A 24,641-nucleotide genomic window follows, 5' to 3' on the forward strand; every position below is an offset into this window, starting at 1 on the left:
GGAAGTAGCTCTATGCCATCCCCCTATTCGTTTGTTGACCCGCGTCTCGGAAAGCTCGACGGTTTTCAGGTAGAAATCGACGAAGCCCGTGAGCGTGCCGACATCATTCTCAACCGGCCGCCGTACAACATCGTCTCCATGCCGCAGCGAGACCAGCTTCGGCTGGTGTTCGAAACGCTGGATGAGGACGCGCGAGTCCGCGTGATCGTGGTTCGCTCGATAGGCGAGCACTTCTCGAGCGGAGGCAATATCGGCGGGTTCATGGAGGCGACGCCGGAACACGTTTCGAAGCTCGCTTGGAACATCGCCGCGCCGGCGCGTTGCGCCAAGCCGGTGATCGTCGCGAACCGCGGCTATTGCTTCGGCGTCGGCTTCGAACTGTCGCTGGCCTGCGACTTCCGCCTTGTGTCCGAGACAGCGCTCTACGCGCTTCCGGAGCAGAAGCTCGGCCAGATCCCGGGGTCCGGCGGTTCGGCCCGTCTGCAGAAGATGATCGGTATCACGCGCACCAAGGACATCGTGATGCGCTCGAAGCGCATTCCTGGCAAGCAGGCACAGGAATGGGGCATTGCCACCGAATGCGTGCCGGATGCCGATCTTGAAAAGGCGACCGACAAGCTGGTAGACGAGTTGCGCACCTTCTCGCCGCTGGCCCAGCGGACCGCGAAGAAGTTGCTCAACGACACCGAGGACTCGACGCTGGCTATTGCGATCGAGCTTGAGGGCCATTGTTACAGCCGCTTGCGGCAATCCGACGACTTCAAGGAAGGCGTCGAGGCTTTCAACAGCAAGCGCGCGCCGAAATTCACCGGCCGCTAAGCCGCGTCCGAGAGGCGCTGATCTATAAATTTCACAATCTTCGGCGCGGCGGTCCGCCGCCGTGCCTCATTGCTGCAGGATTGCAGCGTGTGCGCGAGCACCAGTGACGATGCGACCGGTGAGACCTTGGTGTCGAGGAAGTTGGTCATCACTGATCTGGCCAGATGCAACGAGTAGTACGGTAGCCCATCGAGCGCCTTGGCTTCGCGCGTCCGCAGCAGGTGTCGGTTCAACGAGTTCGGATACACACTGACATCGTCGTCATCAGCGTTTCTGCCGTGCCGGCGGGCGCACCACACAGTTATGGCTCCCAACGTTGCCGGCAACGCCTCACGGGCCTTCTGTAAGGCGGCCAGAAAAGATTCCCGTTCATCTGCAGCCAGCAGCACAGCAAGATCCGCTCTCGCTCCAGCGCAACCCCAATAATCCTGTCGTGCAAATAAGTTCGGTCGTCGATAACTTGATTGTCTCGGTTGCCGCCTTTGATCCGCCTCAGCGTCAGGAGCTTTATCTTTTCCATTTCTGCAAGCTACGGTTTATCGCTCCCTTGTCGATACCGAGCATCTAGGAAAGTTGATGCGCGTTGAGCTTTGGTGTGTGTGCCAGAACGCTCATAATTCTCCATTCGGAGACGCTGAGCGCTTCCGAGCATTGTTGGATAACTTGTTCGAAATGTAATCGAAAAAGTATGGAACGTGTCGCTCGCTGTTCAACGTCTTGCGTCGACGCGTCTCACTTGCACCATTGAGTGCGGGCGACACGTTGCTGATAATGGCGGGCATTGTTCAACGGAGGCTGCGTTTCCTTCGCCGCCTCAGCATCAATTTATAGTGATTGTTATCGCGTAGCATGCCGATAAGGCCCTTCCGCTAATTATAGAGACGGCGAAGCCGGTTGTTATCGCCCGGAGTTCATGCAGAATTATGCAATAGATCTCAGGCGAGTGTCGAAACGAGGAGAAAAACATGGCCGGTCCAAATGACAAGAGCCGTGCGGACTCGCCACTGCACCCGTTTTTCGTTGGATTGGGCGGCGCATTGCTCATGGCCGCTCTGTTCACCGACTATATGTACACGAGCAACTCGCTGATGCAGTGGGCCAACTTCTCTGTTTGGCTGATCACTGGGGGTCTCGTGCTGGCGCTGATCGCCACGATTTTCCTGGTAATTGACTTCGCGCTCGGGAGGGCCGGGCCGATCCGTTGGTTCGATTTTGGTTTGGTCGGGGCTGCCGCAATTCTTTCGCTGGTCAATGTCTTCGTTCATACGCGAGATGCGTGGACCTCGGTTGTCCCGACCGGCATTACCCTATCAACCATCGTTACGATCCTGTTGCTTGCCGCCGGTCTTCGAGGCTGGCGTGTTACCGCCGTAAAGACTGCGGGCTGAGGAGAAAGCAAATGATCGCGAATCGAGTTCGAGCGGTTTCGGGGCTGATGCTTTCCGCACTGGTCTCCGCCTGTAGTGACCAAGGTGGCGATCCCTCAAAACAATATGGACCGAATCCAGAGCTTCCCGAAGCGCACCAATATCTGGTGCCGCCCATGAGCGTACCGCAGGCGGTTGGCTGGAAGACCGGGGAAGCGCCAACGGTTCCCGCCGGCATGCGCATCCAGGCGATGGCGACCGGACTGATGCATCCGCGCATCGTCTACCCGTTGCCCAACGGCGATATCCTCGTCGTCGAAAGCAACGGTCCCGGCACCATGTTATTCCGCCCCAAGGATTACATCTCGGGAAAAATTAAGGCGCGCGCAGGGGCGTCCAACAAGGGCGGCAATCGCATCACTTTATTGCGTGACGCCAATGGCGACGGCGTTCCGGAGATGAAGACTGTTCTGGTCGACCACCTGCACTCGCCGTACGGCATAGCGTGGGTGGCGGACACCTTGTATGTCGCCAACACCGACGCGATCATCGCCTTTCCGTTCACGCCGGGACAGACGGAGATTACAGCGCCGGGCGCAAAGCTTGCCGATTTGCCCGCAGGCCCGATCAACCACCACTGGACCAAGTCGATGGCGGCCAGCCCGGATGGCTCGAAGCTCTATGTCGGGGTCGGCTCTAACAGCAACATCACCGAGAATGGGATAGACATCGAAGAAGGGCGAGCGGCCATCTACGAGGTCGATCGCCTGACGGGAGCCAAGCGCCTTTTCGCGACCGGAACGCGCAATCCGACCAACCTCGCCATCCAGCCTGGAACGGGGCAATTGTTCGCTGTGGTCAACGAGCGGGACGAGATCGGGCCGGATCTGGTTCCGGATTATCTATCGTCCATCAAGGACGGCGGTTTCTACGGCTGGCCCTATAGCTATTGGGGACAGCACGTGGACGAACGCGTCCATCCGCAGGATCCTGCGATGGTCGCGAAGGCGATCAAGCCGGATTACGGCCTTAGCTCCCACGTTGCGGCACTCGGCCTCGCATTCAGTCAAGGAGAAACGCTGTCACCGCAGTTCGCCGACGGCGCGTTTGTTGGTGAACATGGCAGTTGGGACCGCGACCCGCTGAATGGCTACCAGGTGATCTTCGTCCCCTTCGTCAATGGACGGCCGAGCGGGATGCCGACCCCGGTACTGACGAACTTCCTTGCGGCGGATAAAAGCACTGTTCACGGGCGACCGGTCGGCGTGGCACTTGACCGGACCGGTGCTCTTGTCGTCGCTGACGATGTCGGGAACACGGTCTGGAGAGTGAGCGGCTCGGTCGGTCGAGCAACCTCATCGACTAATCAGTAGACGCGTCCCAGCTGGCCCGGATCGCCATGACGCGAAGTCCGAAGCACAGCACAGCGCCACGCCGACGATCGCGATCGGGGCTGACCGCCAAATGTCGCACGGAGAAGTCGACAAGGGGACGCATCGCGATCAGGGTGTCTTCTTCGAGCAACGCCAATCGGCCCGCAAGGAATGGTCCTGCGGTCGGCACTCTGGTGTGGTCAGCAATGCCATAGCCTCGCTGCCCGGTGCTTATCTCTCGAATTCGCCCGCCGGTTTGCGGAAGTAGGTGGCGGTGCTGCCGGAGACCGAGAACAGCCGGCTTTGCCGCGCGGCCTTACAGGCCCGCCCTCCGCGCCGCGAGCCGCGCCAGACCGGACCAGTCGGCGTCACTCTCGCCTTGCGCGACGCCCTCGATGAAATGATCCCGCAACAGGCTTGCGACCGGCATCGGGACCGCCAGCGCCTCGGCTGCGGCGAGCGCCAGCCGCATGTCCTTCAACCCGAGCGACATCTTGAAGCCATTAACGGGTTGCTTCTCGTCGGCGATAATTGTTCCGTAAGTCCGATAGACCGGGGCTGAAAACAGCGTGCTAGTCAGAATATTGAGATAACGGTGCGGGTCGATACCAGATTTGCGCACCAGCGCGAATGCCTCTCCCAGCGACTCCAGCACCGATGCGATCAGGAAATTGCCGGAGAGTTTTACCAGATTGGCATCGGAAGGTCTGTTGCTGATAACAAAAGTCTCCTGACCCATCGCATCGAACAGCTGATGCCAACGCTTGAGCATCGCGTCAGCGCCGGCCGCGATAATGAAAAGCTTGGCTGCCGCCGCAGCCTCCGGCCGGCCGAACACAGGCGCAGCGACGTAACCCTGGCCGGCTTTGCCATGCGCCTCAGTCAGGTGAACGGACAGTCCTACGCTGATCGTGCTCATGGAAATGTGGATGGCGTCGGGGCGAAGCGCAGAAAGCGCGCCGCGCTCTCCGAACACGACGTCCTCAACGGCGGGGTCGTCGGCGAGCATGGTGATGAGGATTTCGCTTTGGCAGGCATCGGCAATGCGATCAGCAATTTGCGCGCCCTCGCGCGCCAGGGATTCAACCTTGCTGCGCGTACGATTGTAGACGATGAGACGATGGCCTGCCTTTAGCAGGTTCCGCGCCATTGGCGCACCCATGTTGCCGAGCCCGATGAAGCCGACGTCCATCGCATTATCCTTTCAGCGGATTAGCCATCACGATCGCGCGGCGGTCAATCGCCGCGTTTGGCATCAACTTGGGTCGGACTCAGCCCACCACGACGGTCTTGATATTGACGAACTCCTTGATGCCATAGTGCGAAAGCTCGCGACCAAAGCCGCTTTGCTTGACACCACCGAAGGGTAGCCGCGGATCGGAGCGGACGTTGTCGTTCACGAACACATTGCCGCTCTCGATCTCGGCGGCGACGCGCTCACCGCGCGCGATATCGCCTGTGATGACGCCGCCGCCAAGTCCGAATATCGAATCATTAGCCGCCGCGATCGCGGCATCCTCGTTGCCGACCCGGATCACCGACGCTACCGGGCCAAACAATTCTTCTGAATAAGCGGGCATGCCTTTCGTCACCCCGGTAAGGACGGTTGGCGGATAATAGGAGCCCGGCCCCCTCGGAATCTCCCCGCCGAGCACGCAGCGCGCACCCTTTGCGATGCTGCTCTCGACCTGTCGATGCAACGCATCCCGAAGATCATGGCGCGCCAACGGACCGATTTCAGTGTCTTGTTTGAGAGGATCACCCATTTTGGCGGCGGCCATGCGTTTGACGAAAAGTTCGACAAACCGGTCGTGCACTTTGTCGACGACGATGAAGCGCTTGGCGGCAATGCAACTTTGGCCGGCATTGATCAATCGTCCTCTGGCGCAGACGGCTGCCGCGAGCTCGAGGTCGGCGTCCTCAAGGACCAGATAGGGATCGCTGCCGCCGAGCTCGAGCACGGTCTTCTTCAGGAGCGAGGCGGCCTTGCCGGCTACCGCGCGTCCGGCGGGGCCGCTGCCGGTCAGGGTAGCCGCGCGCACCAGCGGGTTTTCGAGCACCGCGTCGACCTGCGCGCTGGAGATCATCAAGGTCCGGAACAGACCCTTTGGAAAACCCGCATCCTGAAAAACGCTTTCGATGGCAAGCGCACAGCCCGGCACATTCGAAGAGTGCTTCATCACTGCACCGTTGCCGGCCATAAGCCCCGGCGCGGCGAACCGGAAAACCTGCCAAAATGGAAAGTTCCACGGCATCACCGCGAGCACGACTCCGAGCGGCTGGAAGACGACATGGCTCTTGCGGGCTTCGGTCTTGATCTGTTCGGTCGCCAGAAATTGCTCGGTGTTGTCGGCGTAGTAGCCGCAGGCAGCGGCGCATTTCTGGACCTCGGCAACACCGTCGCGGATCGGTTTTCCCATTTCCCTCGCCATCAGATCAGCATACTTGCCGGCGTTCTTCCGCAATACTTCCGCTGCCTGGTGCATCAGGGCGGCGCGGCTCGAAAAACCTGTTCGTCGCCAATCGAGAAACGCGTTGTGCGCTCTGCTGATAGCCTCTCGAAGGCCGTCCTCCGTCATCTCCTGATAGCTCGCAAATGTCTCGCCGGTGGCGGGATTGATTGCTTTGATCGTCATCGCTTGAGCCTTTCGATCAGTGATGCGAGGATGTTCGTCGCACCTGCAGCGCTGCCGGATCCCGTCAATTATTGGACGCGACCTTCTGATGGTTGACGCGCCAGATAGTGCCGTTGCTGTCTTCGGTGACAAGGAGCGAACCGTGCTTCGCGGCCGCGACGCCGACGGCCCGGCCGCAGACCTGCCTGTCGGAAATAACGACCCCGGTCATCAAGTCCTCGTATTCGCGGCGCGCCATGACGGCCATCAATTTTGGCGAGCGACTGTTCCACGCCGTAGACCATTCTGATCAGGATCAGCCAACGTAGCGGCAGGCTCCCTCTCTCCTGGGTGCTCGAGCGTGCCGAACCGTTCGGCAATCACCAATGGTCGATGGTTCGGGGGCAACAATGCTGCTGCTCAAACCAATTTGGAGCCGGCTCCTCAAGAATCCGTGCGCAATATTGCGTCGGCATCGGTTGAGGCGGTGTAGGCGTTGCTGAAATTGACGGTTGTCAAGGCGCATGTTGCATCCGGGTGTCACGAGAGTGAGTGCTGCCTTCGAAACCGATCAACTGTTCTGGGCGCAACAATCATCGCAGGAGTCGACCCATGGCGAAATCATCCATCACGGGCGCGGGGGTCAGGCTTCGCATTAACGGCTCCGATCATCTGTTGCAGATCGAGCCGCGGGTCACGCTGTTGGATGCTTTGCGAGAATACGTGCATCTCAACGGTACCAAGAAGGGATGCGATCAGGGGCAGTGCGGGGCCTGCACGGTTCACGTCGATGGACGGCGCGTCCTCGCTTGCCTGACGCTTGCGTCCCAGGTCGAAGGGCTGTCGATTACGACGATCGAGGGTTTGGCAGTCAACGGCAGCCTGCACCCGGTGCAGGAGGCGTTCATCCGCCACGATGCCTTCCAGTGCGGATACTGCACGCCTGGTCAGATCATGTCGGCCGTCGCCTGTATCGACGAAGGCCGGACCGAGTCGGACACGAGCATCCGCGAATATATGTCCGGCAATCTGTGCCGTTGCGGCGCCTATCCGCACATTGTCGCGGCTGTACGCGAAGCGGCGCAGGCGATGGAGTCTGATAGGGGGCGAGCACGATGAACAATTTCGAATATGTTCGGGCCACCGCCATTCCCGACGCGCTGGGGGCCATTGCCCGTCAGGCTGGTTCCCGCTTCCTCGCTGGCGGCACGACCATGGTCGACCTCATGAAATGCGGGGTAGAGGTTCCTTCAGCGCTCATCGACATTACGCGCGTGCGCGGACTCGATACCATCGAAGCTGGTCCGGCGAGCGTGCGCATTGGCGCTCTCTCAAAAATGAGCGATGTCGCCGATCACCCCACGATCCGGAAGGATTTCCCTGTTTTGGCGGAATCGCTGTGGCGCGGCGCTTCGGCGCAACTGCGCAACATGGCCACCATCGGTGGCAATCTCATGCAGCGGACACGCTGCAGCTATTTCCGCGAACCAGGGGTCTACGGCGCATGCAACAAACGCAATCCCGGTTCGGGCTGCGCAGCCCTTGAGGGCGTCAATCGCGGCCATGCTGTCTTGGGCACGAGTCCAAGTTGCATCGCCACGAATCCTGGTGATTTTGCGGTTGCTCTTGTCGCCTTCGACGCCACTGTCCATGTCGAAAACGGCAAACAACGTCGCATTCCGATCGATGACTTCTTCCTGTTGCCCGGTGACACGCCCGATGTCGAGCACCCCCTTTCGTCCGGTGAATTGATCGTCGCGGTCGAGGTTCCGACCAGCGCAGCGCTGCGCCGCTCGCACTACCTCAAGGTACGCGACCGCGAATCTTACGAGTTCGCGGCGGCAAGCGCCGCTGTCGGCCTGGAACTGGAGGCGGACGGTCGCACGATCCGTGACGTCAGGATCGCGCTCGGCGGGATCGCCACGAAACCGTGGCGGGCTCGGACCGTCGAAGAGGCGCTTGTCGGACGTACTTTCGACGAGCCCACGGTGCGGGCCGCCAGTCGCCTGGCCACCGAAGGCGCCGTCGACCATGGCGAAAATCGCTTCAAGATCGACTTGGCTCCCCGCGTCGTCGCGCGAGCGCTGCTGACCGTTGGAGGAATCGCATGATGGCTGTCACCAGTTCTAACGGAGCGTTTCTCGGTCGTCGCATCTCGCGTGCTGACGGCGTCGCGAAAGTCACCGGGAAAGCGGACTACGCCCTCGAACACGATTTGGCAGGTATGGTCCATGCGGTGATCGTCGAGAGCACCGTGCCGTCTGGGCGTATCGAAAAGATCGATCTTGCCGCGGCGCGGACGATGCCGGGTGTGCTCCGGATCTTGACCCATGCCGACGCTCTGCCCCTCAAGAGTTGTCCCATGGTTCCAGCCGGTAGTGTTATGGAAAGCTTCTTGCCGCTCCAGGATGATCGCATCCGGTACAACGGCCAACCCATCGCTCTCGTGGTCGCCGATAGCTTCGATCATGCGACTGAGGCTGCGGGCCGCGTGCGCGTCGCCTACGAGACCGGGCTGGCCGTCGCCGACATCGATGACCCCACGGCCAGACCAATTGACGTCCCCGGGGCTCCGTCATCCGGTGGGGGCCGGGGCGACGCAAAGGGTGCGCTCGCGGGGGCAGCGGTGCAGATGGAGGCCGTCTACACGACGCCGCGCGAATATTCCTGTCCTATGGAGCCGCTTGGAGCAATCGCAGCCTGGAGCAATGACGGCGGTCTGACCGTTTGGATGCCGAGCCAATGGGCAGAGGGCGCACGAAGGGCATTTTCCGACTGGTTTGCAATTCCGATGGAGAAGGTCCGCGTTATTTCGCCGTTCGTGGGCGGTGGTTTCGGAGTCAAGGTCACAGCTCACGCGGACTCGCTCCTTGCGGCAATGGCTGCGCGGGAAATGCGACGGCCGGTAAAGCTGGCGCTGCCGCGTCCGCAGAACTTCACCGGCAACGGCTTGCGGCCTGCGATACGGCAGAAGCTGACGCTCGGTGCCAGCGCAGACGGAAAGCTGCTGGCGCTCATTCACGAGAACACCAGTGAGACCTCCGTCGATGACGATTATGTCGAGGGTGGCGCGGCCACCGCCAAGGTCATGTATATCGTGCCGAACCTGAGCGCGACGCAGAAACTGGTGCGGGTCAGTTCCTTTACGCCGAGTTGGAAGCGCGCGCCCGGAGAAGCGATCGGCGCCTATGCGCTCGAAAGTGCGATGGATGAACTTGCCTACAAGCTTAAGCTCGATCCGATCGAATTGCGGCTACGCAACTATGCTGGCCAGGATCCTGAATCTGCGAAACCCTGGTCAACACGCCGGCTCCGCGAAGCCTATGAAGCCGGCGCGCGGGCATTTGGCTGGGAGCGACGCTCGCCAGAGCCGCGTTCTATGCGGGATGGTCACGAATTGATCGGATGGGGAATGGCCGGAGGAGCTTTCCCGAACGTGCATACGCCCGGCGAGGCGAAGGTCACAATTGCCGCCGATGGCTCGGTCGAAGTTGCATCGAGCGGCCCGGACATCGGTGGCGGTACCTACACCATCCTTGCTCAGACAGCCGCCGACGCGCTCGGCGTGCCGTTCGAGCAGGTGCGCGTTCGGCTCGGCGATACCAGCCTGCCGCGCGCACCGGTCGCCGGAGTCTCACAGATTGCCAATCTCCTTACCGGCGCCGTGGATAAAACCACACGCGCTGCTCGTGAGGAGCTGTTGACGCTAGCGTCCAGTCACGCCGGGTCACCGTTCAAGGCCAAGCGAGTGAACGACTTCACGATCAAGGATGGAAAGATCGCACCGACCGATGGCTCCGCAGAAGCCGTCACGGTTGCCGAGCTGATGCGGATGGTGGGGCGTGATCGGATCGAGGTCACGCGCAACACCATGCCGGCCGACAAGGCGTCATCGGAAACAGAGCAGCGCGATGCCTACAATAGCTTCAAATATATGCGCCCATCGTCACCAAGTCATGCGACGTATGCATGGTGTGCGCAATTCGTGGAGGTTCGTGTCGACGAAGACTATGGAACCGTGCGTGTCCGCCGCATGGTCGGAGCCTTCGATTGCGGCAGGCTCTACAATCCCAAGCTCGCCGAAAGTCAGTGGAAGGGTGGCATGATCATGGGAATGGGAGAAGCGCTTCTCGAAGCCATACACATCGATCGCCGCTATGCGCGAATCACCAATAATAACCTTGCCGACTACGTCGTGCCGGTGAACGCTGACGTGCCTGATATCGAAGTCATTTCAGTCGGTGAGCCGGACTTTCACGCCAGCGCCCTCGGCGGCAAGACAGTTGGTGAAATCGGCGTCGTCGGCGCTGCTGCTGCCATCGCAAATGCGGTGTTCCATGCCACCGGCAAACGGGTGCGGGACCTGCCGATTACGATGGAGAAGCTGATGTAGGTGCGCGATCGGCTAATATTTAGAAACAGGCAAAACAAGGAGTTCAGTTTCGCGCGTCTCTGGCTTGCCTCGGTGCACCGGCGGTCGTCTTGCTGATCTGCAGCATTATCGTCGCCCGATTTTGTGCGATGGAGCGGGTACGTCGCATCGGCATCACGTTGCCCTCGCTGCGGAAAGGAAAGGGAGTTCGTCGCTCGAGCCGATGGCAGAGCGCAGCTTTGCAAACGGATTAACACTGAGACGAAAGGAGAGCGGCGCGCCGTTACGCGTCGGTTGAACATGGCGATATTTTGCAAACATCTCTCGGTTATCCGTGATGTTATTCCGAGCGCCCTGGGGTGCGAAGAATGTCTGAAATTGGGCGACCCTTGGCTGCATTTACGGGTCTGCCGTAGCTGCGGCCATGTCGGTTGTTGCGATCAGTCGCCAAATCGACACGCAACAAAACATTTTCACGCGACAAGGCATCCGATCATCGAGGGCTATGATCCGCCGGAAGGGTGGGGCTGGTGTTACGTCGATGAAGTGATGTTCGATCTTTCGGAACGGCCCACCCCGCATCTTGGTCCGATTCCCCGATTTTATTGAGGTGCGCGGGGCGAGTGGACGCTGGCGCGCGGGTCGAGGCGGCCCGGGCCCTGAACCGCGACAGGAATGCTAAGGAGGGTTTATCGGACGAGCCCTCTTGTCATTGACGACGGTCAAGAGGCGCCGGCAGGTCAGGCGATCGTCAAAATGGTCTTGAAGCTTCGTCGGGCTATGTCTGATAAGATTGGCTTGGTCCGGTTCGCGACTTCCCCTCGCGGATAAGGTCCTGGGGGCTCGTGAAGAACGAGCGCCGATGTGGACGGGCTGCTGGAAGGCACGCTCGATGTCGCGATGGGCAGCTGCACCGCTGCGCAACCCGTCCTGCAAAGCGATCGCGGCACTCTATTCGCAGTGCATTCGAAGAAGGTCGACGCGCTTCCGAACGTCAAGACTCTGCCTGAACAAGGCGCGACATCGAAGTTCTTCACCGTGAGCGGCTTCTCCGGCTGGGCGCTGCCGAAGGCCACGCCGCGTTGTATCAGCAGGAATTGCCGATCTGGATGGAGAGCGCCAGGGCGCTCGGCCTGGAGCCCGTCTAGTCGAGTATTGTTCCTGAAACCCTGACGCCGCTGGCGCGTATCCTGTTCACGGTGTGCGATCTCTGCGAGGATAGCCGCCGGTCAGGATCGTTCTCATGCGCGCGTTTATTTTTGCGATCGGACTTCTGTTCAGCGTCGTGCCCGGCGTGCGGGCGGCAGACGATGCCGGGTCCGCGCAAGCGGTCATCAGCTCCCAGCTCGAGGCGATCGGCCGTGGCGACGCTGTGGTGGCCTATTCCTATGCCGCGCCAGCCATCCAGGGATTGTTCACCCGGCCCGACATTTTCATGAACATGGTCCGGCAAAACTATGCGCCGCTCGTTCGTCCGAAACGCGTCGAGTTCGGCAAGTCGGTGGGGTCCGACGGAAAGATCGCGCAGCATGTGCACATCGTCGACAGCGACGGGGTGGCGTGGGAGGCGCTCTATACACTGGAGCAGCAGCCGGACGGGACCATCAAGATCACCGGATGCTCGCTTCTGAAAGCCGATCAGGAAGCGTGAACTCGCTTCAGTTGAAATAATAGTTCACGCCGGTGCGGACGATACCGCTACCGGCCGGTCTTTCCGACGCGTTCATAGGCTTCAACCAGATGACGGCGCATCAGTTCGGCGGCGGCGTCGCCGTCGCCGCGGATCATCTCGTCGAGAATGCGGCCGTGTTCTTTCCAGACGCTGATCGACATGCCCGGATGGCGCAGCACTTCGCCCATGGCGCGGCGCAGATGCCGCCAGTGCAGCCGCATGGTCTCGGCGATCAGGGGATTGCCGGAGAGATCGTAGATGAATGAGTGGAAGTCCATGTCGGCCTGAAGGCTGGCGCGGCTGTCGCCGGCGGCCATCAGCTTGCGGCCGTTTTCAACCAGTGCACGCCCGCGCGCGATGGATTCCTTGGTCAGGCGCGGCGTCGCCAGCTTGACCGCAAGCGGTTCGACCGCCGAGCGGATCTGGTAGATCGCCTCGAAGAAATCCGGATCGACCGCGGTGACGGTCAATCCCTGACGCCCCTGCGCAAGAAATCCCTGCGCCTTCAACACAGCCAGCGCGTGGGTCACCGGCTGCCGTGAGACATTCAGGCGCGCGGCGATGTTCTCCTGGGTGAGGCGCTCGCCCGGCTTGAACGTGCCGTCGCACAGGGCATCGAGGATCACCTCATAGACCTGATCGACCAGACTTTTCGGCGGGGCCAGGGACTCGAGCACTTCTCCTCCGATGGAATCGTCGCTGTGCGGCTGCATGGTTGCTGCTTGACAGGGTGGGGCGCAAGCCGCATCCTGAGTTTAGAATACTGAATTCAGAATGCAATACTGACTTACCGTAGGGTGGTTCGCACCGCCGACGGCCGAGGGTGCAGAAGCGCTCCGGGACGAAAAACAAGATCCGGGAAACGACCTGAAACAAACAAGGAGGATCGTCATGAAACTGACCCCTGAGCAGCTCGAGCAGTTCCGTACCGAAGGCTGGCTGTTCCTGCCTGAGCTTTTCAACGCCGAGGAAGTCGATGTCCTGCGGCGTGAAGCCGTGTCGATCTATGACGAGCAGCGCCCCGAGGTCTGGCGCGAGAAGAGCGGTGCGCCGCGCACCGCCTTTGCCGCGCATCTTTACAACGAGGCGTTTCGCCTGCTCGGCGCGCATCCGCGCATGATCGAGCCGGTCGAGCAGATCTTCGGCGAGAAGGTCTACATGCATCAGTACAAGATCAACGCGAAGTCCGCGTTCACCGGCGACGTCTGGCAATGGCATCAGGACTACGGCACCTGGAAGCGCGACGACGGCATGCCGCAGCCGCTCGCGATGAACATCGCGGTCTTCCTCGATGAAGTGATGCCGATCAACGGCCCCCTGATGCTGGTGCCGAGAAGCCAGAACGCCGGCGACCTCAAGGCATCGCACGATCTTGCGACCACGTCGTATCCGCTCTGGACGCTGGATGAGGAGACCGTAACGCGCCTCGTCAAGGAGGGCGGCATTGTCGCGCCGACCGGCAAGCCGGGCGGCATGCTGATGTTCCATGGCAATCTGGTGCACGGCTCGGCGGGGAATATCACGCCGTATCCGCGCAAGATCGTCTATCTCACGCTGAACTCGGTTTCGAACTACATCCGCACGCCGACGCGGCCGGAGTTCATCGCGCATCGCGATTTCACGCCGATCCAGACCGTTGATGACGACGCGCTGGTTCGCTACGCGCGCAGCCATCGTCAGGCGGCGGAATAGCACTCCTCGTCATTGCGAGGAGCATTTGCGACGAAGCAATCCAGTCAATTCGAGAGTGGATTGCTTCGCTTCGCTCGCAATGACAAGGTGACGGCCATCTTTCTTCCGAGAGTTCGTCTCCATGAATTTGCATCACCTTCTTGAAAAGCGCCGCGTGGCGGGAAAGCCCGTGCGTGTCGCGCTGATCGGCGCCGGAAAATTCGGCTCGATGTTTCTCTCTCAGGTGCCGCATACGCCGGGCCTCGAAGTGCCGGTGATTGTCGATCTCGATCCGGAGCGCGCGCGGGACGCCTGCCGCACGGTGGGCTGGGATGATGCGCGGATCGCCGCCACCACCTTCACCAAGGATGGCGCCGCAGCGATCGCAGGCAATGTGGAAGTGATCGTCGAGGCGACCGGCAATCCGTCCGTCGGCATCCGCCATGCCCGCGCGGCGATTGCGGCGGGCAAGCACATCGTGATGGTCAATGTCGAAGCCGACGTGCTCGCGGGTCCGCTGCTGGCGGACGAAGCGCGCAAGGCGGGCGTGGTCTATTCGCTCGCCTATGGCGATCAGCCGGCGCTCACCGCCGAGATGGTGGACTGGGCGCGCGCCACCGGTTTCAAGGTTGTCGCTGCAGGCAAGGGCACCAAGTACCTGCCGATCTATCACGACGTGACGCCCGCCGGGGTGTGGGGTCACTATGGTTTGACCGCTGCCGAAGCGCAGTCGGCCGGCATGAATCCGCAGATGTTCAATTCGTTTCTGGACGGCACCAAGTCGGCCATCGAAATGGCGGCGATTGCAAACGCCACCGGCCTTGACGTTCCCTCGACCGGCCTTCTGTTTCCGCCCTGCGGTGTCGATGATCTGCCGCACGTCATGCGCCCGAAGGACAAGGGCGGCGTGCTGGAGAAATCCGGCGTGGTGGAGGTCGTCTCGTCGCTGGAGCGGGATGGCCGTCCCGTGTTCCGCGATCTGCGCTGGGGCGTCTATGTTGTGCTGGAAGCGCCGAATGATTACGCCGCTGACTGCTTCCGTCAGTACGGATTGAAGACCGATTCCTCGGGGCGTTATGCCGCGATGTACAAGCCGTATCATCTGATCGGACTTGAGCTGAACATCTCGGTGCTGTCGGCCGCGCTGCGCGGCGAGCCGACGGGGCAGCCCCAAGGTTTCCGCGGTGACGTCGCGGCTGTCGCCAAGAAAAATCTGCGCGCAGGCGAAATGCTCGACGGCGAGGGCGGCTATACGGTGTGGGGCAAGCTGATGCCGGCGGCTGAAAGCCTGAAGACCGGCGCATTGCCGATCGGCCTTGCGCATCGCGTCAAGCTCACGAATGACGTCGCGCACGGCGCGGTGGTCCAATGGGCGGATGTGGAGATCGACGCCAAGGACGACGCCGTCGCCTTCCGCCGCGCGATGGAAGCAAAGTTCTCTCACTAGCAGAGCCCATCTATTGAAGCGCTGCAAATGCGATCTGACTCCCTCTCCCGTGGGGAGAGGGTTGGGGTGAGGGCGTAGAATCTATCTCGAGGCGCTACCGCGTCACATGCGCCGAGACAGCCAGCCACTGGCCGCCGATCTTCGCCCACACATCGGTGTAGCGCCCGCCGCCCGCGCTGCCGTCCGGCATTACATAGCTCGTACGCGCGTGGATGATGGCCGCGTCGCCGATGATCCGGATCAGCACGTCCTCGGCCTTGAGATTCCTGATCGCGATGGGCCTGGCAGTCTGCTTCAGGAAACCGGCGCGATCGACCAGCGAGCGATCGGGATTCGAGCAGTAGAAGTCAGGCGCCAGGATTTCATCGAAGCGTTTGACGTCGCAGGTCTGCACCGAATTGATGTAATCGCGGTTGAGAGCAGTGAGGATGTCGTGATCCGAATTCATGGCAGAACCTCCGTCTCCGGCTTCGCTTTCGGCCCGATGGATGTGAACACGTAGCGCCATCCGATCAGCAGGCTTCGCAGGGTAAGCCATCCGATGATCAGATTGGAGAGCACAAAAATCGGCAGCGCCAGATGGGCGATGATGCCGGTTTCTCCGCGCTCAATGAACCGCAGGGCGGCGAGCGGCAGGGCCGAGACGCCGAAGCTGTAGGCCCACGCGGCGAGCGAGAACGGCTGTTCGCGCAGCCATGGAATCAGCCGCAGCATCACCAGCGCCTGAAACAGCGCGTAGCCGAACAGCATGTGGGCGAGATGATCGGGCGGTCCGCTGGTCACGGCGAGATAGGCGACCGAGCCGACCGCGGGCGGCGCGAGATGAATTCCCATGGTGGCGCGGAGTGCAACCGGAATGCCATGCGCGAGCAGCCGCGTGAGGATGACCGATTCCATCACGATGATGGAGAAGAAGCCGACACCGAAGAACAGCAGTCCCGCGTCGGGATAACCGAAAAGGCCGCAGGCGATCGCGCTGACAAAACTACCGCCCACGGTCGGCATGTAAAGCACCGGGGTTGTGGTTTCGGTCGGCCGGCCTCCGATCCACAGTCCGCCGACGCCCCAGACAGTAAACGCAAGCTGTCCGACCACGCCGCAGATAAACAGGCCGAATGCAATGCGCGGCAGGTACGGCGCGATTGACCAGGCGGCGATCATTGTCGTCATGGGAATGAGCACGACAAAGAAGGACTGGATGGGATGAACGATCTCGGCCATGGCGGCTTCGGGGGCCTGAATCCATTTCAGGACGTAGACCGAAAACCAGATCAGCCAGATGGCGGACGCCGTCAGGGCCAGCGTTTCGCCGATGACGCCCGGCACGCCCCAGACATGAGAGGCGGCACGCCAGCCGGCGCCAAGCCCGCCGATGCCAAGAACCATACCGAACATGGTCGCGGAGAATTTCGAGATGTCGATACGCACGGCTTGCCTGTTCTTTTTGGGATTGTCCGGGGGGCTGCTTAGGCCGTAAGGGTTTCTAGCAATCGGGAGGATCGATCACAATGGACTTCGCCCTGAACCCGCAGCAGGAATCCATTCGCGATGCGATTCTGAAAATCTGCGCCCGCTTCGACGACACCTATTGGCTCGAGAAGGATCGCACCGGCGGCTTTCCGCACGAGTTTTACGACGCGATGGCGCAGGCCGGCTGGCTCGGCATCTGCATTCCCGAGGAATTCGGAGGCTCCGGTCTCGGCATCATGGAAGCCGCCATCATGATGCGCGCAATCTCCGAATCCGGCGCGGGCATGTCGGGCGCCTCCGCGATCCACATGAATGTGTTCGGGCTCAATCCGGTGGTGGTGTTCGGCAACGATGCGCAGCGCGCGCGCATGCTGCCCGGCATTGTCGAGGGCCGCGAGAAAGCCTGCTTCGGGGTGACCGAGCCGAACACCGGACTCAACACCACGCAACTCAAAACCCGCGCGGTGCGCAAGGGCGACAAATACATCGTCAACGGCCAGAAGGTCTGGATCTCGACCGCGCAGGTCGCGCACAAGATTCTGCTGCTGGCGCGCACCACGCCGCTGGAAGAAGTGAAGAATCCGACCCACGGTCTCAGCCTGTTCTATGCGGATTTCGACCGCGAGCGGGTGAAGGTGCATGAGATCGAGAAGATGGGCCGCAAGGCGATCGACTCCAACGAACTCTTCTTCGCCGACTTCGAGATTCCGGTGGAGGATCGTATCGGCGAGGAAGGCCGGGGGTTCGAATACATCCTGCACGGCATGAATCCCGAGCGGGTGCTGATCGCGGCGGAAGCGGTCGGTCTCGGCAAGCTCGCGCTCGATCGTGCAGCGGCTTACGCGAAGCAGCGCATCGTGTTCAACCGGCCGATCGGGCAGAACCAGGCGATCCAGCATCCGCTGGCGAAGAACTGGATCGATCTCGAAGCGGCATGGCTGATGACGATGTCGGCGGCCTGGCAATACGATCAGGGATTGCCGTGCGGCCCCGCCGCGAATGCCGCAAAATATCTCGCGGGCGAGGCGGGTTTCGACGCCTGCCAGCAGGCGGTGATGACCCACGGCGGTTTCGGCTACGCCAAGGAATATCATGTTGAGCGTTATCTGCGCGAAGTGATGATCCCGCGCATTGCGCCGATCAGCCCGCAGCTTATTCTCAGCTTTATCGGCGAGAAGGTTCTGGGACTGCCGAAGTCTTATTGATGCACGCCATGCACGGCGCGCGTCTTGCGCATGACGCGCCGATACATTGACGACCACTGACATATCTGGTGACGTGCCGGCAACGTCGCGCGTCAGCGCTCGCAAAAACTTAGAGGAAGCCATGTCCGGATCGCACGATCATCATCATTCCCACGATCACTCGCACGATCATTCCCATGCGCACGGCGACGACCGCTGGAAGCATGACGGTGTGCGCGTCATTCCCGGCAATCAGCTCGACTCGAATGTGCCGTCCACCACCGGCATGGACCGCAAGGCTGCGATCAATTTCGCGCGGGTCGGCGCGCAGAAGCTGTGGGCCGGAACGGTGACGATCAGGCCGGACGCAAAGACCGGCGCGCACCATCACGGTCATCTGGAAAGCGTCATCTATGTCGTGAAGGGCAAGGCGCGCATGCGCTGGGGCGAACATCTCCAGTTCACCGCCGAGGCCGGGCCGGGCGATTTCATCTTCGTGCCGCCTTACGTGCCGCATCAGGAGATCAACGCCAGCCCCGACGAAGTGCTCGAATGCGTGCTGGTGCGCAGTGACGGCGAAGCCGTCGCTATCAATCTGGATATCGAGCCGGTGGAGAAGCCGGAGACCGTATTGTGGGTCGATCCGATTCACCGCGACCCTGCGGAGAAGGCCTGAAATCACCGGTATCCGAGGATGGATAAAAAGGAACGGTTCCAAAAACGCCTTTGAAGCCAAGTGTTTGCAGTGCGACATTCTGACTACTGACGAATATTGACAATCGTCAGTCGTTACTAGAAGCTCCCGGGATAATCCCAAGGGAGCTTCCGATGCGCCGCATCTCCGAATTCGCAAGCCAACGCAATGGCTTGGCCATTCTCGCCTTGATTATTCCTGCCCTGGCGCTCGGCGCCTGCAGCAAGGAGCAGGCCCAGGAGGGCGAGAAGGGGCGCCCGGTTCTGGTGGCGACGGTCCACTATCAGTCGCAGTCGCCGGAGCGCAGCTTCGTCGGCACCATCCGCCCCCGCATCGAAACCGACATGGGCTTCCGCGTGCCCGGCAAGGTGGCCAAGCGCCTCGTCGAGGTCGGGCAGATGGTCGATGTCGGTCAGCCGCTGGCGACCCTCGACGAGGTCGATCTCAAATTGCAGGCCGAGCAGGCCGAGGCTGAATTCCGCGCCGCCACCGGTGTGCTGGCGCAGGCAAGCGCCGCCGAGGGCCGCGCCAAGGAACTGCGCGCCAGGGGCTGGTCCACCGAAGCGCAGCTCGATCAGGTGAAGGCGGCAGCCGACGAGGCGCGGGCGCGCCTCAACCGCGCCGAGCGTTCGGTGGAACTCACCAAGAACAGCCTGTCCTATGCTCACCTTGTCGCCGATACGCGCGGTGTCGTGACCGCGACGCTGATCGAGCCGGGCCAGGTGGTGGCGTCGGGTCAGACCGCGATCCGCGTGGCGCGCTCCGCCGAGAAGGAAGCGGTGGTCGCGATTCCGGAAACCATGGTCAGCTTTGCCAAGACCGGCGAAGCGAGCGTGACGCTGTGGTCCGAGCCGAACAAGAAATATGTCGCCAAGCTGCGCGAGATCGCGCCGGCCGCCGATCCCGCAACGCGGACCTATCTGGCGAAGTTCTCGCTGCCCGGCGCGGATGATGCGGTTTCGCTCGGCATGACCGCGACCCTGACGCTGGCCGATCCGGTGACCGAGCGCGTGGCGCGGCTGCCGCTGTCGGCGCTGTTCAGCCAGGGCGATGGACCCTCACTCTATGTCGCCGACGCCAACACCGGCGCTGTCTCGCTGAAGCCGGTGACGGTGAAGGCCTATGAGACCAACGACGTCATCATCACCAGCGGCGTCGAGGAAGGCGCCAAGGTCGTGGTGCTCGGCGTGCAAAAGCTCGATCCGGCCCAGAAGGTCCGTGTCGTTTCGTCGCTGTCGTTCTGATTTAACGCACAGACATACCGAGGGTCCGATGAAGCGATTCAATCTTTCCGCCTGGGCCGTGGCGCACCCGACGCTGATCCTGTTCTTCATCGTGATGCTCGGCATCGCGGGCTTCTTCTCGTACGAGCGGCTCGGCCGCGCGGAAGATCCGTCGTTCACCATCAAGGTGGTCATCGTCAACGCGATGTGGCCCGGCGCGACGGCCAAGGAAATGCAGGAGCAGGTCGCCGATCCGATCGAGAAGAAGCTTCAGGAACTGCCGTACTTCGAGAAGGTGCAGACCTACACCAAGCCTTCGTTCACCGCGATGACCCTGACCTTCAAGGACTACACGCCTGCGAAGGAAGTGCCGCAGCTTTTCTATCAGCTCCGCAAGAAGCTCAGTGACATCAGGAACGATCTTCCGCCGAACCTGATCGGTCCGAACATCAACGACGAATACGGCGACGTCGATTCGATTCTCTACATGCTGACGGGCGAGGGCACGGACTACGCCCAGCTCAAGAAAGTGGCCGAAGGCCTGCGCCAGCGCCTTCTGAAGACGGAGAACGTCACCAAGGTCAATTTGTACGGCACGCAGGACGAGCGCGTGTTCGTCGAGTTCTCGCACGCCAAGCTGGCGACGCTCGGCATCACGACGCAGGCGCTGTTCGATTCGCTGGCCAAGCAGAACGCAGTGGTTCCGGCGGGCACGGTTGAAACGTCGTCGCAGCGCGTTCCGCTGCGCGTCACCGGCGCCTATGACAGCGTCAAGGCCGTGGCCGAAACGCCGGTCGAGGGCAATGGCCGCGTGTTCCGCCTTGGCGACATCGCCATGGTCACCCACGGGTTCGTCGATCCGCCGACCTATCAGGTGCGCCAGGAAGGCAAGCCCGCGATCGGCGTCGGCGTGGTGATGGCGAAGGGCGCCAACATTCTCGAGCTTGGCGAGAGCATCAAGAAGGCGACCGCGGAATTCATGGCCGCCGTGCCGCAGGGCATCGAGATCGAGCAGATCGCCGATCAGCCGAAAGTGGTCGAGCACGCGGTCAGCGAGTTCGTGCATTCGTTCGTGGAGGCGCTGGCGATCGTGCTGTTCGTCAGCTTCCTCGCGCTCGGCTGGCGCACCGGTATCGTCGTTGCATTGTCGGTGCCGCTGGTGCTGGCGATCGTCTTCATCGTGATGAATGCGATGGGCATGGACCTGCATCGCATCACGCTCGGTGCGCTGATTATCGCGCTCGGCCTTCTGGTCGACGACGCGATCATCGCGGTCGAGATGATGGTGGTGAAGATGGAGCAGGGATGGGACCGCGTGAAGGCGGCCTCCTTTGCCTGGGAATCTACCGCGTTTCCGATGCTCACGGGAACGCTGGTCACGGCCGTTGGCTTCCTCCCCATCGGCTTTGCCAATTCGTCGGTCGGCGAATATGCCGGCGGCATCTTCTGGGTGGTGGCGATTGCGCTGATCGCGTCATGGTTCGTCGCGGTGATCTTCACGCCCTATATCGGCGTCAAGCTGCTGCCGAACTTCAATCATGGCAAGCATAACCATGATCCGCACGCGATCTATGAGACGCGGATGTATCGCGGCCTGCGCCGCGTGATCGAATGGTGTGTGCGTCGCCGCGGCACCGTGGTGCTGGCGACGGTCGGTGTGTTCGCGCTGTCGATCGTCGGCTTCGGTCATGTGCAGCAGCAGTTCTTCCCGCTGTCCGAGCGGCCGGAGCTGTTCCTCCAACTGCGGTTGCCGGAAGGCACCGCGTTCAACGTCACCAAGGAGAGCGTGAAGAAGGCGGAAGCGCTGCTCAAGGACGACAAGGACATCGCCACCTACACGACCTATGTCGGTCAGGGTTCGCCGCGTTTCTGGCTCGGCCTCAATCCGCAATTGCCGAACGAGGCGTTCTCGGAAACGGTGATCGTGTCGAAGGACGTCGCGGCGCGCGAGCGCATCAAGGCGCGGCTGGAGAAGGCCGTGGCCGATGGCGCGCTGTCTGAAGCGCGTGTGCGCGTCGACCGCTTCAACTTCGGCCCGCCGGTCGGCTTCCCGGTTCAGTTCCGTGTCGTCGGCCCGGACACCACGACTGTGCGCGACATCGCCTACAAGGTGCGCGAGGTCATGCGCGGCAACGACAAGGTGGTCGATCCGCATCTCGACTGGAACGAACAGACCCCATACCTCAAGCTTGCCGTCGATCAGGATCGCGCCCGTGCGCTCGGCCTGACGCCGCAGGACATTTCGCAGTCGCTGGCGATGCTGATTTCCGGCGTGCAGGTGACGACGCTGCGCGACGGCATCGAGAAGGTCGGTGTTGTCGCCCGCGCCGTGCCGTCGGAGCGGCTCGATCTCGGCCGTGTCGGCGATCTGACGATCTATTCGCGGGGCGGCGTTGCCGTGCCGCTGTCGCAGATCGCTAAGATCGAATACGCACACGAGGAGCCGATCCTGTGGCGGCGTAACCGCGACATGGCGATCACCGTGCGCGCCGATATTGTCGACGGCGTACAGGCGCCGGACGTCACCAATGCGATCTGGCCGAAGCTTGAAGGCATTCGCAAGAGCCTGCAACCGGCTTACCGCATCGAGATCGGCGGCGCGATCGAGGAGTCCGAAAAGGGCAATGCGTCGATCAACAAGCTGTTCCCGCTGATGGTGATCGGCATGCTGACGCTGCTGATGATCCAGTTGCAGAGCTTCTCGCGGCTGGTGCTGGTGTTCCTGACCGCGCCGCTCGGCATCGTCGGCGCCTCGCTGGGCCTCAACGTTGCGGGCAGTCCGTTCGGTTTCGTGGCGCTGCTCGGGCTGATCGCGCTCGCCGGCATGATCATGCGCAACTCGGTGATTCTGGTCGATCAGATCGAGACCGACGTCGAGCATGGCCTGACCCGGCGCGAAGCCATCGTCGAAGCCACGGTTCGCCGCGCGCGGCCGGTGGTGTTGACGGCGCTGGCTGCGATCCTGGCGATGATTCCACTGTCGCGGTCGGCCTTCTGGGGCCCGATGGCCATCACCATCATGGGTGGATTGTTCGTTGCAACATTCCTGACCCTGCTGTTCCTGCCCGGCCTCTATGCGCTATGGTTCAGGAAGAGTCTGGACGAACGGGGTGAGGGTGTGGTTCCGGCGCCCGCGCAACCGGGCCAGATCCGGCAAGCGCCGCCGCTGGCGACCGCCGCCGAATAATCGAACCTTGAGTATGACACTGACATGACTCTGCTTCACGACAGCGATACCGATTCCGAAAAGAAGGCGTGCATTCTCGCGACTGCGGAGCGCCTGTTTCGCGATGTCGGCTATCTCAAGACCACGGTCGCGGATATCGCCAAGACGCTCAAGATGTCGCCGGCGAACATCTATCGCTTCTTCGATTCCAAGAAGTCGATCCATGAAGGTGTGGCGCGGCGGCTGATGGCTGAGGTCGAGGATGCCGCGGACGCGATTGCGGCCAAACCGACGCCGCCGCGGGAGCGGATGAAGGAATTGCTCGCCACGGTCAGTGTGATGAATGCCGAACGCTTCGTTGGCGATGCCAAGATCCACGAGATGGTCGCCATCGCAATGGAAGAAAGCTGGGATGTCTGCGATGCGCATATCCAGCGCATCGTCATGGCCATCGGCGCGGTGATTGCCGACGGTGCCAAGGCTGGGGTGTTCAACGTCAAGGACGTAGAGCTGGCCGCCAAGTGTGTCTGCGCCGGGATGCTGCGGTTCTTCCATCCGCAGATGATCGAACAGAGCGCGAAAAAGCCGGGGCCGAGCCTCGATCAAATGATAGACTTTATTATCGCCGGCCTTACGCTGGGCACGCCCGATCTTCTGGGCGGCACAGCTGCAGGCAAAGCTATTTATGGCTGATTTTCACTACTACGAACCCTCAAAAGGCCACGGCCTCAGGCACGATCCCTTCAATGCCATTGTTGGTCCCCGGCCGATCGGCTGGATTTCATCGAAGGATGCCAAGGGACACATCAATCTTGCGCCCTACAGCTTTTTCAACGCCTTCTGCTATGTGCCGCCGATCATCGGCTTTTCCTCGACAGGCTGGAAGGACAGCGTTTCCAATATTCAGGAGACGAAGGAGTTCACCTGGAATCTGGTGACCAAGCACGTCGCCGAGCAGATGAACATGACGTCGGCGAGCGTGCCGCACGAAACCGACGAATTTACGATTTCCGGGCTGACCAAGGCGCCGAGCCGCAAGGTCGATGTGCCACGCGTCGGCGAAAGTCTCGTCTCGTTCGAGTGCAAATTGACCCAGATGATCCAGCTCGAGGGCGCTGACGGAAAAAAAGCCGACGCCTGGGTCACCTTCGGCGAAGTGGTCGCGGTCCATATCGACAAGAGCCTGATCAGGGACGGCGTCTATCAGACTGCCGAGGCCTATCCGATCCTGCGCGCGGGACGGATGGGCGACTACGCCCAGATCCGGCCCGACATAATGTTCGAGATGATCCGGCCGCGGTAGCGGCGTTTTGGCTCAAGTCTTGGTGATTTTTGACCGTTTTCCGATTGTTCGGGAGGCCGGCGCGGAACGCTGCGCCGCTCTGCAGGTTATTGAAACATAGGAATTTTTGGGGGCTTTCGCTTTAAACGCGACACACCGCCGAAGCTATTTTCAGCACTGCCGCCGCTAGAATGAGGCATGATCTAAACGAAATCCACTCCCGCATTTCGGGTTCATGCCCTAGCATTTCAGCCCCGTGGTTACGCTGGCCTTTCCACAAAAGGAT

General features: G+C 61.4%; 23 protein-coding genes and 1 pseudogene. 17 read left to right on the forward strand and 7 right to left on the reverse strand.

Going from position 1 to position 24,641, the window contains the following annotated elements:
• Window positions 1–12: 12 nt before the first annotated feature.
• Entirely contained in the window at window positions 13–819 is an 807-nt protein-coding gene (locus HMPREF9695_RS01165; protein ID WP_006018926.1) for an enoyl-CoA hydratase/isomerase family protein, read from the forward strand.
• Here HMPREF9695_RS01165 and HMPREF9695_RS01170 read toward each other — a convergent pair.
• On the reverse strand, window positions 816–1,208 hold the full coding sequence (locus HMPREF9695_RS01170; RefSeq protein ID WP_157223879.1) for a hypothetical protein: 393 nt from the start codon (window positions 1,206–1,208) through the stop codon (window positions 816–818). The genes HMPREF9695_RS01165 and HMPREF9695_RS01170 overlap by 4 nt on opposite strands.
• 576 nt (window positions 1,209–1,784) lie before the next feature.
• Between HMPREF9695_RS01170 and HMPREF9695_RS01180 the strand changes: the two genes are divergently transcribed.
• On the forward strand, window positions 1,785–2,207 hold the full coding sequence (locus tag HMPREF9695_RS01180; protein WP_006018928.1) for a DUF2231 domain-containing protein: 423 nt from the start codon (window positions 1,785–1,787) through the stop codon (window positions 2,205–2,207).
• Between the two features lie 11 nt (window positions 2,208–2,218).
• Window positions 2,219–3,559: a PQQ-dependent sugar dehydrogenase gene (locus tag HMPREF9695_RS01185; RefSeq protein WP_006018929.1), complete on the forward strand. Its 1,341-nt coding sequence runs from the start codon at window positions 2,219–2,221 to the stop codon at window positions 3,557–3,559.
• Between the two features lie 316 nt (window positions 3,560–3,875).
• On the opposite strand, the gene HMPREF9695_RS01190 is transcribed toward HMPREF9695_RS01185, so the two are convergent.
• The 3 genes from HMPREF9695_RS01190 to HMPREF9695_RS01200 all read right to left on the reverse strand — a co-directional run bounded on the left by HMPREF9695_RS01190 (window position 3,876) and on the right by HMPREF9695_RS01200 (window position 6,433).
• The gene (locus HMPREF9695_RS01190) at window positions 3,876–4,751 is read right to left on the reverse strand and encodes an NAD(P)-dependent oxidoreductase (RefSeq protein WP_006018930.1); all 876 of its coding nucleotides are present in this window, start codon (window positions 4,749–4,751) and stop codon (window positions 3,876–3,878) included.
• A gap of 79 nt (window positions 4,752–4,830) precedes the next feature.
• The gene (locus HMPREF9695_RS01195) at window positions 4,831–6,195 is read right to left on the reverse strand and encodes an NAD-dependent succinate-semialdehyde dehydrogenase (protein ID WP_006018931.1); all 1,365 of its coding nucleotides are present in this window, start codon (window positions 6,193–6,195) and stop codon (window positions 4,831–4,833) included.
• Window positions 6,196–6,259: 64 nt separating this feature from the next.
• Window positions 6,260–6,433 (reverse strand): hypothetical protein, encoded by a 174-nt coding sequence (locus HMPREF9695_RS01200; RefSeq protein ID WP_157223880.1) that lies wholly within the window; start codon window positions 6,431–6,433, stop codon window positions 6,260–6,262.
• Window positions 6,434–6,786: 353 nt separating this feature from the next.
• Here HMPREF9695_RS01200 and HMPREF9695_RS01205 point away from each other — a divergent pair, with 353 nt between their 5' ends.
• The 6 genes and pseudogenes from HMPREF9695_RS01205 to HMPREF9695_RS01220 all read left to right on the forward strand — a co-directional run bounded on the left by HMPREF9695_RS01205 (window position 6,787) and on the right by HMPREF9695_RS01220 (window position 12,197).
• Entirely contained in the window at window positions 6,787–7,293 is a 507-nt protein-coding gene (locus HMPREF9695_RS01205; RefSeq protein ID WP_006018933.1) for a (2Fe-2S)-binding protein, read from the forward strand.
• Window positions 7,290–8,285: an FAD binding domain-containing protein gene (locus HMPREF9695_RS01210; protein ID WP_006018934.1), complete on the forward strand. Its 996-nt coding sequence runs from the start codon at window positions 7,290–7,292 to the stop codon at window positions 8,283–8,285. The genes HMPREF9695_RS01205 and HMPREF9695_RS01210 overlap by 4 nt, the downstream gene beginning before the upstream one ends.
• Window positions 8,282–10,567 (forward strand): xanthine dehydrogenase family protein molybdopterin-binding subunit, encoded by a 2,286-nt coding sequence (locus HMPREF9695_RS01215; protein WP_006018935.1) that lies wholly within the window; start codon window positions 8,282–8,284, stop codon window positions 10,565–10,567. Before HMPREF9695_RS01210 ends, HMPREF9695_RS01215 begins: the two co-directional genes overlap by 4 nt.
• Before the next feature lie 279 nt (window positions 10,568–10,846).
• Complete coding sequence (locus HMPREF9695_RS25390; protein ID WP_192824435.1) at window positions 10,847–11,155, forward strand: UBP-type zinc finger domain-containing protein; 309 nt, start codon at window positions 10,847–10,849, stop codon at window positions 11,153–11,155.
• A 247-nt stretch (window positions 11,156–11,402) separates the two neighbouring features.
• Window positions 11,403–11,694 (forward strand): annotated as a pseudogene (locus HMPREF9695_RS25395) (tripartite tricarboxylate transporter substrate binding protein); the annotation flags it as partial.
• Window positions 11,695–11,789: 95 nt separating this feature from the next.
• Window positions 11,790–12,197 carry a DUF4864 domain-containing protein gene (locus HMPREF9695_RS01220; RefSeq protein ID WP_006018936.1) on the forward strand — a complete coding sequence of 136 codons (408 nt, stop codon included), beginning with the start codon at window positions 11,790–11,792 and terminating at the stop codon, window positions 12,195–12,197.
• 47 nt (window positions 12,198–12,244) lie between these two features.
• Here the strand turns inward: HMPREF9695_RS01220 and HMPREF9695_RS01225 are convergent, their stop codons facing one another.
• Window positions 12,245–12,895, reverse strand: coding sequence for a GntR family transcriptional regulator (locus HMPREF9695_RS01225; protein ID WP_041711765.1), 651 nt, complete (start codon window positions 12,893–12,895; stop codon window positions 12,245–12,247).
• A 214-nt stretch (window positions 12,896–13,109) separates the two neighbouring features.
• Between HMPREF9695_RS01225 and HMPREF9695_RS01230 the strand changes: the two genes are divergently transcribed.
• A complete protein-coding gene (locus HMPREF9695_RS01230; protein ID WP_006018938.1) occupies window positions 13,110–13,910 on the forward strand; it encodes a phytanoyl-CoA dioxygenase family protein in 801 nt (266 codons plus the stop codon).
• Between the two features lie 121 nt (window positions 13,911–14,031).
• A complete protein-coding gene (locus HMPREF9695_RS01235; RefSeq protein ID WP_006018939.1) occupies window positions 14,032–15,336 on the forward strand; it encodes an NAD(P)H-dependent oxidoreductase in 1,305 nt (434 codons plus the stop codon).
• A gap of 94 nt (window positions 15,337–15,430) precedes the next feature.
• Here HMPREF9695_RS01235 and HMPREF9695_RS01240 read toward each other — a convergent pair whose 3' ends face one another.
• Both HMPREF9695_RS01240 and tehA read right to left on the reverse strand, forming a co-directional pair.
• Window positions 15,431–15,784 (reverse strand): nuclear transport factor 2 family protein, encoded by a 354-nt coding sequence (locus HMPREF9695_RS01240; protein WP_006018940.1) that lies wholly within the window; start codon window positions 15,782–15,784, stop codon window positions 15,431–15,433.
• Window positions 15,781–16,764, reverse strand: a complete 984-nt coding sequence (gene tehA / locus HMPREF9695_RS01245) for a dicarboxylate transporter/tellurite-resistance protein TehA (RefSeq protein ID WP_006018941.1) — start codon at window positions 16,762–16,764, stop codon at window positions 15,781–15,783. The genes HMPREF9695_RS01240 and tehA overlap by 4 nt, the downstream gene beginning before the upstream one ends.
• An 80-nt stretch (window positions 16,765–16,844) precedes the next feature.
• Here tehA and HMPREF9695_RS01250 point away from each other — a divergent pair, with 80 nt between their 5' ends.
• The 6 genes from HMPREF9695_RS01250 to HMPREF9695_RS01275 all read left to right on the forward strand — a co-directional run bounded on the left by HMPREF9695_RS01250 (window position 16,845) and on the right by HMPREF9695_RS01275 (window position 24,376).
• Window positions 16,845–18,011, forward strand: a complete 1,167-nt coding sequence (locus HMPREF9695_RS01250; protein ID WP_006018942.1) for an acyl-CoA dehydrogenase family protein — start codon at window positions 16,845–16,847, stop codon at window positions 18,009–18,011.
• Between the two features lie 121 nt (window positions 18,012–18,132).
• Entirely contained in the window at window positions 18,133–18,666 is a 534-nt protein-coding gene (locus HMPREF9695_RS01255; RefSeq protein WP_006018943.1) for a cupin domain-containing protein, read from the forward strand.
• Window positions 18,667–18,818: 152 nt separating this feature from the next.
• Complete coding sequence (locus HMPREF9695_RS01260; RefSeq protein ID WP_006018944.1) at window positions 18,819–19,928, forward strand: efflux RND transporter periplasmic adaptor subunit; 1,110 nt, start codon at window positions 18,819–18,821, stop codon at window positions 19,926–19,928.
• 28 nt (window positions 19,929–19,956) lie between these two features.
• Window positions 19,957–23,094 carry an efflux RND transporter permease subunit gene (locus tag HMPREF9695_RS01265; RefSeq protein ID WP_006018945.1) on the forward strand — a complete coding sequence of 1,046 codons (3,138 nt, stop codon included), beginning with the start codon at window positions 19,957–19,959 and terminating at the stop codon, window positions 23,092–23,094.
• Window positions 23,095–23,118: 24 nt separating this feature from the next.
• The gene (locus tag HMPREF9695_RS01270) at window positions 23,119–23,766 is read left to right on the forward strand and encodes a TetR/AcrR family transcriptional regulator (protein WP_006018946.1); all 648 of its coding nucleotides are present in this window, start codon (window positions 23,119–23,121) and stop codon (window positions 23,764–23,766) included.
• Complete coding sequence (locus HMPREF9695_RS01275) at window positions 23,759–24,376, forward strand: flavin reductase family protein (protein ID WP_006018947.1); 618 nt, start codon at window positions 23,759–23,761, stop codon at window positions 24,374–24,376. Before HMPREF9695_RS01270 ends, HMPREF9695_RS01275 begins: the two co-directional genes overlap by 8 nt.
• Window positions 24,377–24,641: the final 265 nt, after the last annotated feature.

Source organism: Afipia broomeae ATCC 49717, assembly GCF_000314675.2.
In the GTDB taxonomy this organism is placed as follows: domain Bacteria; phylum Pseudomonadota; class Alphaproteobacteria; order Rhizobiales; family Xanthobacteraceae; genus Afipia; species Afipia broomeae.

Bases quoted from the DNA above. Each gene is read 5' to 3' on its own strand.
- HMPREF9695_RS01165 (WP_006018926.1), top strand. From the start codon at position 13: ATGCCATCCCCCTATTCGTTTGTTGACCCGCGTCTCGGAAAGCTCGAC.
- HMPREF9695_RS01180 (WP_006018928.1), top strand. From the start codon at position 1,785: ATGGCCGGTCCAAATGACAAGAGCCGTGCGGACTCGCCACTGCACCCG.
- HMPREF9695_RS01185 (WP_006018929.1), top strand. From the start codon at position 2,219: ATGATCGCGAATCGAGTTCGAGCGGTTTCGGGGCTGATGCTTTCCGCA.
- HMPREF9695_RS01190 (WP_006018930.1), bottom strand. From the start codon at position 4,751: ATGGACGTCGGCTTCATCGGGCTCGGCAACATGGGTGCGCCAATGGCG.
- HMPREF9695_RS01195 (WP_006018931.1), bottom strand. From the start codon at position 6,195: ATGACGATCAAAGCAATCAATCCCGCCACCGGCGAGACATTTGCGAGC.
- HMPREF9695_RS01200 (WP_157223880.1), bottom strand. From the start codon at position 6,433: ATGGCGCGCCGCGAATACGAGGACTTGATGACCGGGGTCGTTATTTCC.
- HMPREF9695_RS01205 (WP_006018933.1), top strand. From the start codon at position 6,787: ATGGCGAAATCATCCATCACGGGCGCGGGGGTCAGGCTTCGCATTAAC.
- HMPREF9695_RS01210 (WP_006018934.1), top strand. From the start codon at position 7,290: ATGAACAATTTCGAATATGTTCGGGCCACCGCCATTCCCGACGCGCTG.
- HMPREF9695_RS01215 (WP_006018935.1), top strand. From the start codon at position 8,282: ATGATGGCTGTCACCAGTTCTAACGGAGCGTTTCTCGGTCGTCGCATC.
- HMPREF9695_RS25390 (WP_192824435.1), top strand. From the start codon at position 10,847: ATGGCGATATTTTGCAAACATCTCTCGGTTATCCGTGATGTTATTCCG.
- HMPREF9695_RS01220 (WP_006018936.1), top strand. From the start codon at position 11,790: ATGCGCGCGTTTATTTTTGCGATCGGACTTCTGTTCAGCGTCGTGCCC.
- HMPREF9695_RS01230 (WP_006018938.1), top strand. From the start codon at position 13,110: ATGAAACTGACCCCTGAGCAGCTCGAGCAGTTCCGTACCGAAGGCTGG.
- HMPREF9695_RS01235 (WP_006018939.1), top strand. From the start codon at position 14,032: ATGAATTTGCATCACCTTCTTGAAAAGCGCCGCGTGGCGGGAAAGCCC.
- HMPREF9695_RS01240 (WP_006018940.1), bottom strand. From the start codon at position 15,784: ATGAATTCGGATCACGACATCCTCACTGCTCTCAACCGCGATTACATC.
- HMPREF9695_RS01250 (WP_006018942.1), top strand. From the start codon at position 16,845: ATGGACTTCGCCCTGAACCCGCAGCAGGAATCCATTCGCGATGCGATT.
- HMPREF9695_RS01255 (WP_006018943.1), top strand. From the start codon at position 18,133: ATGTCCGGATCGCACGATCATCATCATTCCCACGATCACTCGCACGAT.
- HMPREF9695_RS01260 (WP_006018944.1), top strand. From the start codon at position 18,819: ATGCGCCGCATCTCCGAATTCGCAAGCCAACGCAATGGCTTGGCCATT.
- HMPREF9695_RS01265 (WP_006018945.1), top strand. From the start codon at position 19,957: ATGAAGCGATTCAATCTTTCCGCCTGGGCCGTGGCGCACCCGACGCTG.
- HMPREF9695_RS01270 (WP_006018946.1), top strand. From the start codon at position 23,119: ATGACTCTGCTTCACGACAGCGATACCGATTCCGAAAAGAAGGCGTGC.
- HMPREF9695_RS01275 (WP_006018947.1), top strand. From the start codon at position 23,759: ATGGCTGATTTTCACTACTACGAACCCTCAAAAGGCCACGGCCTCAGG.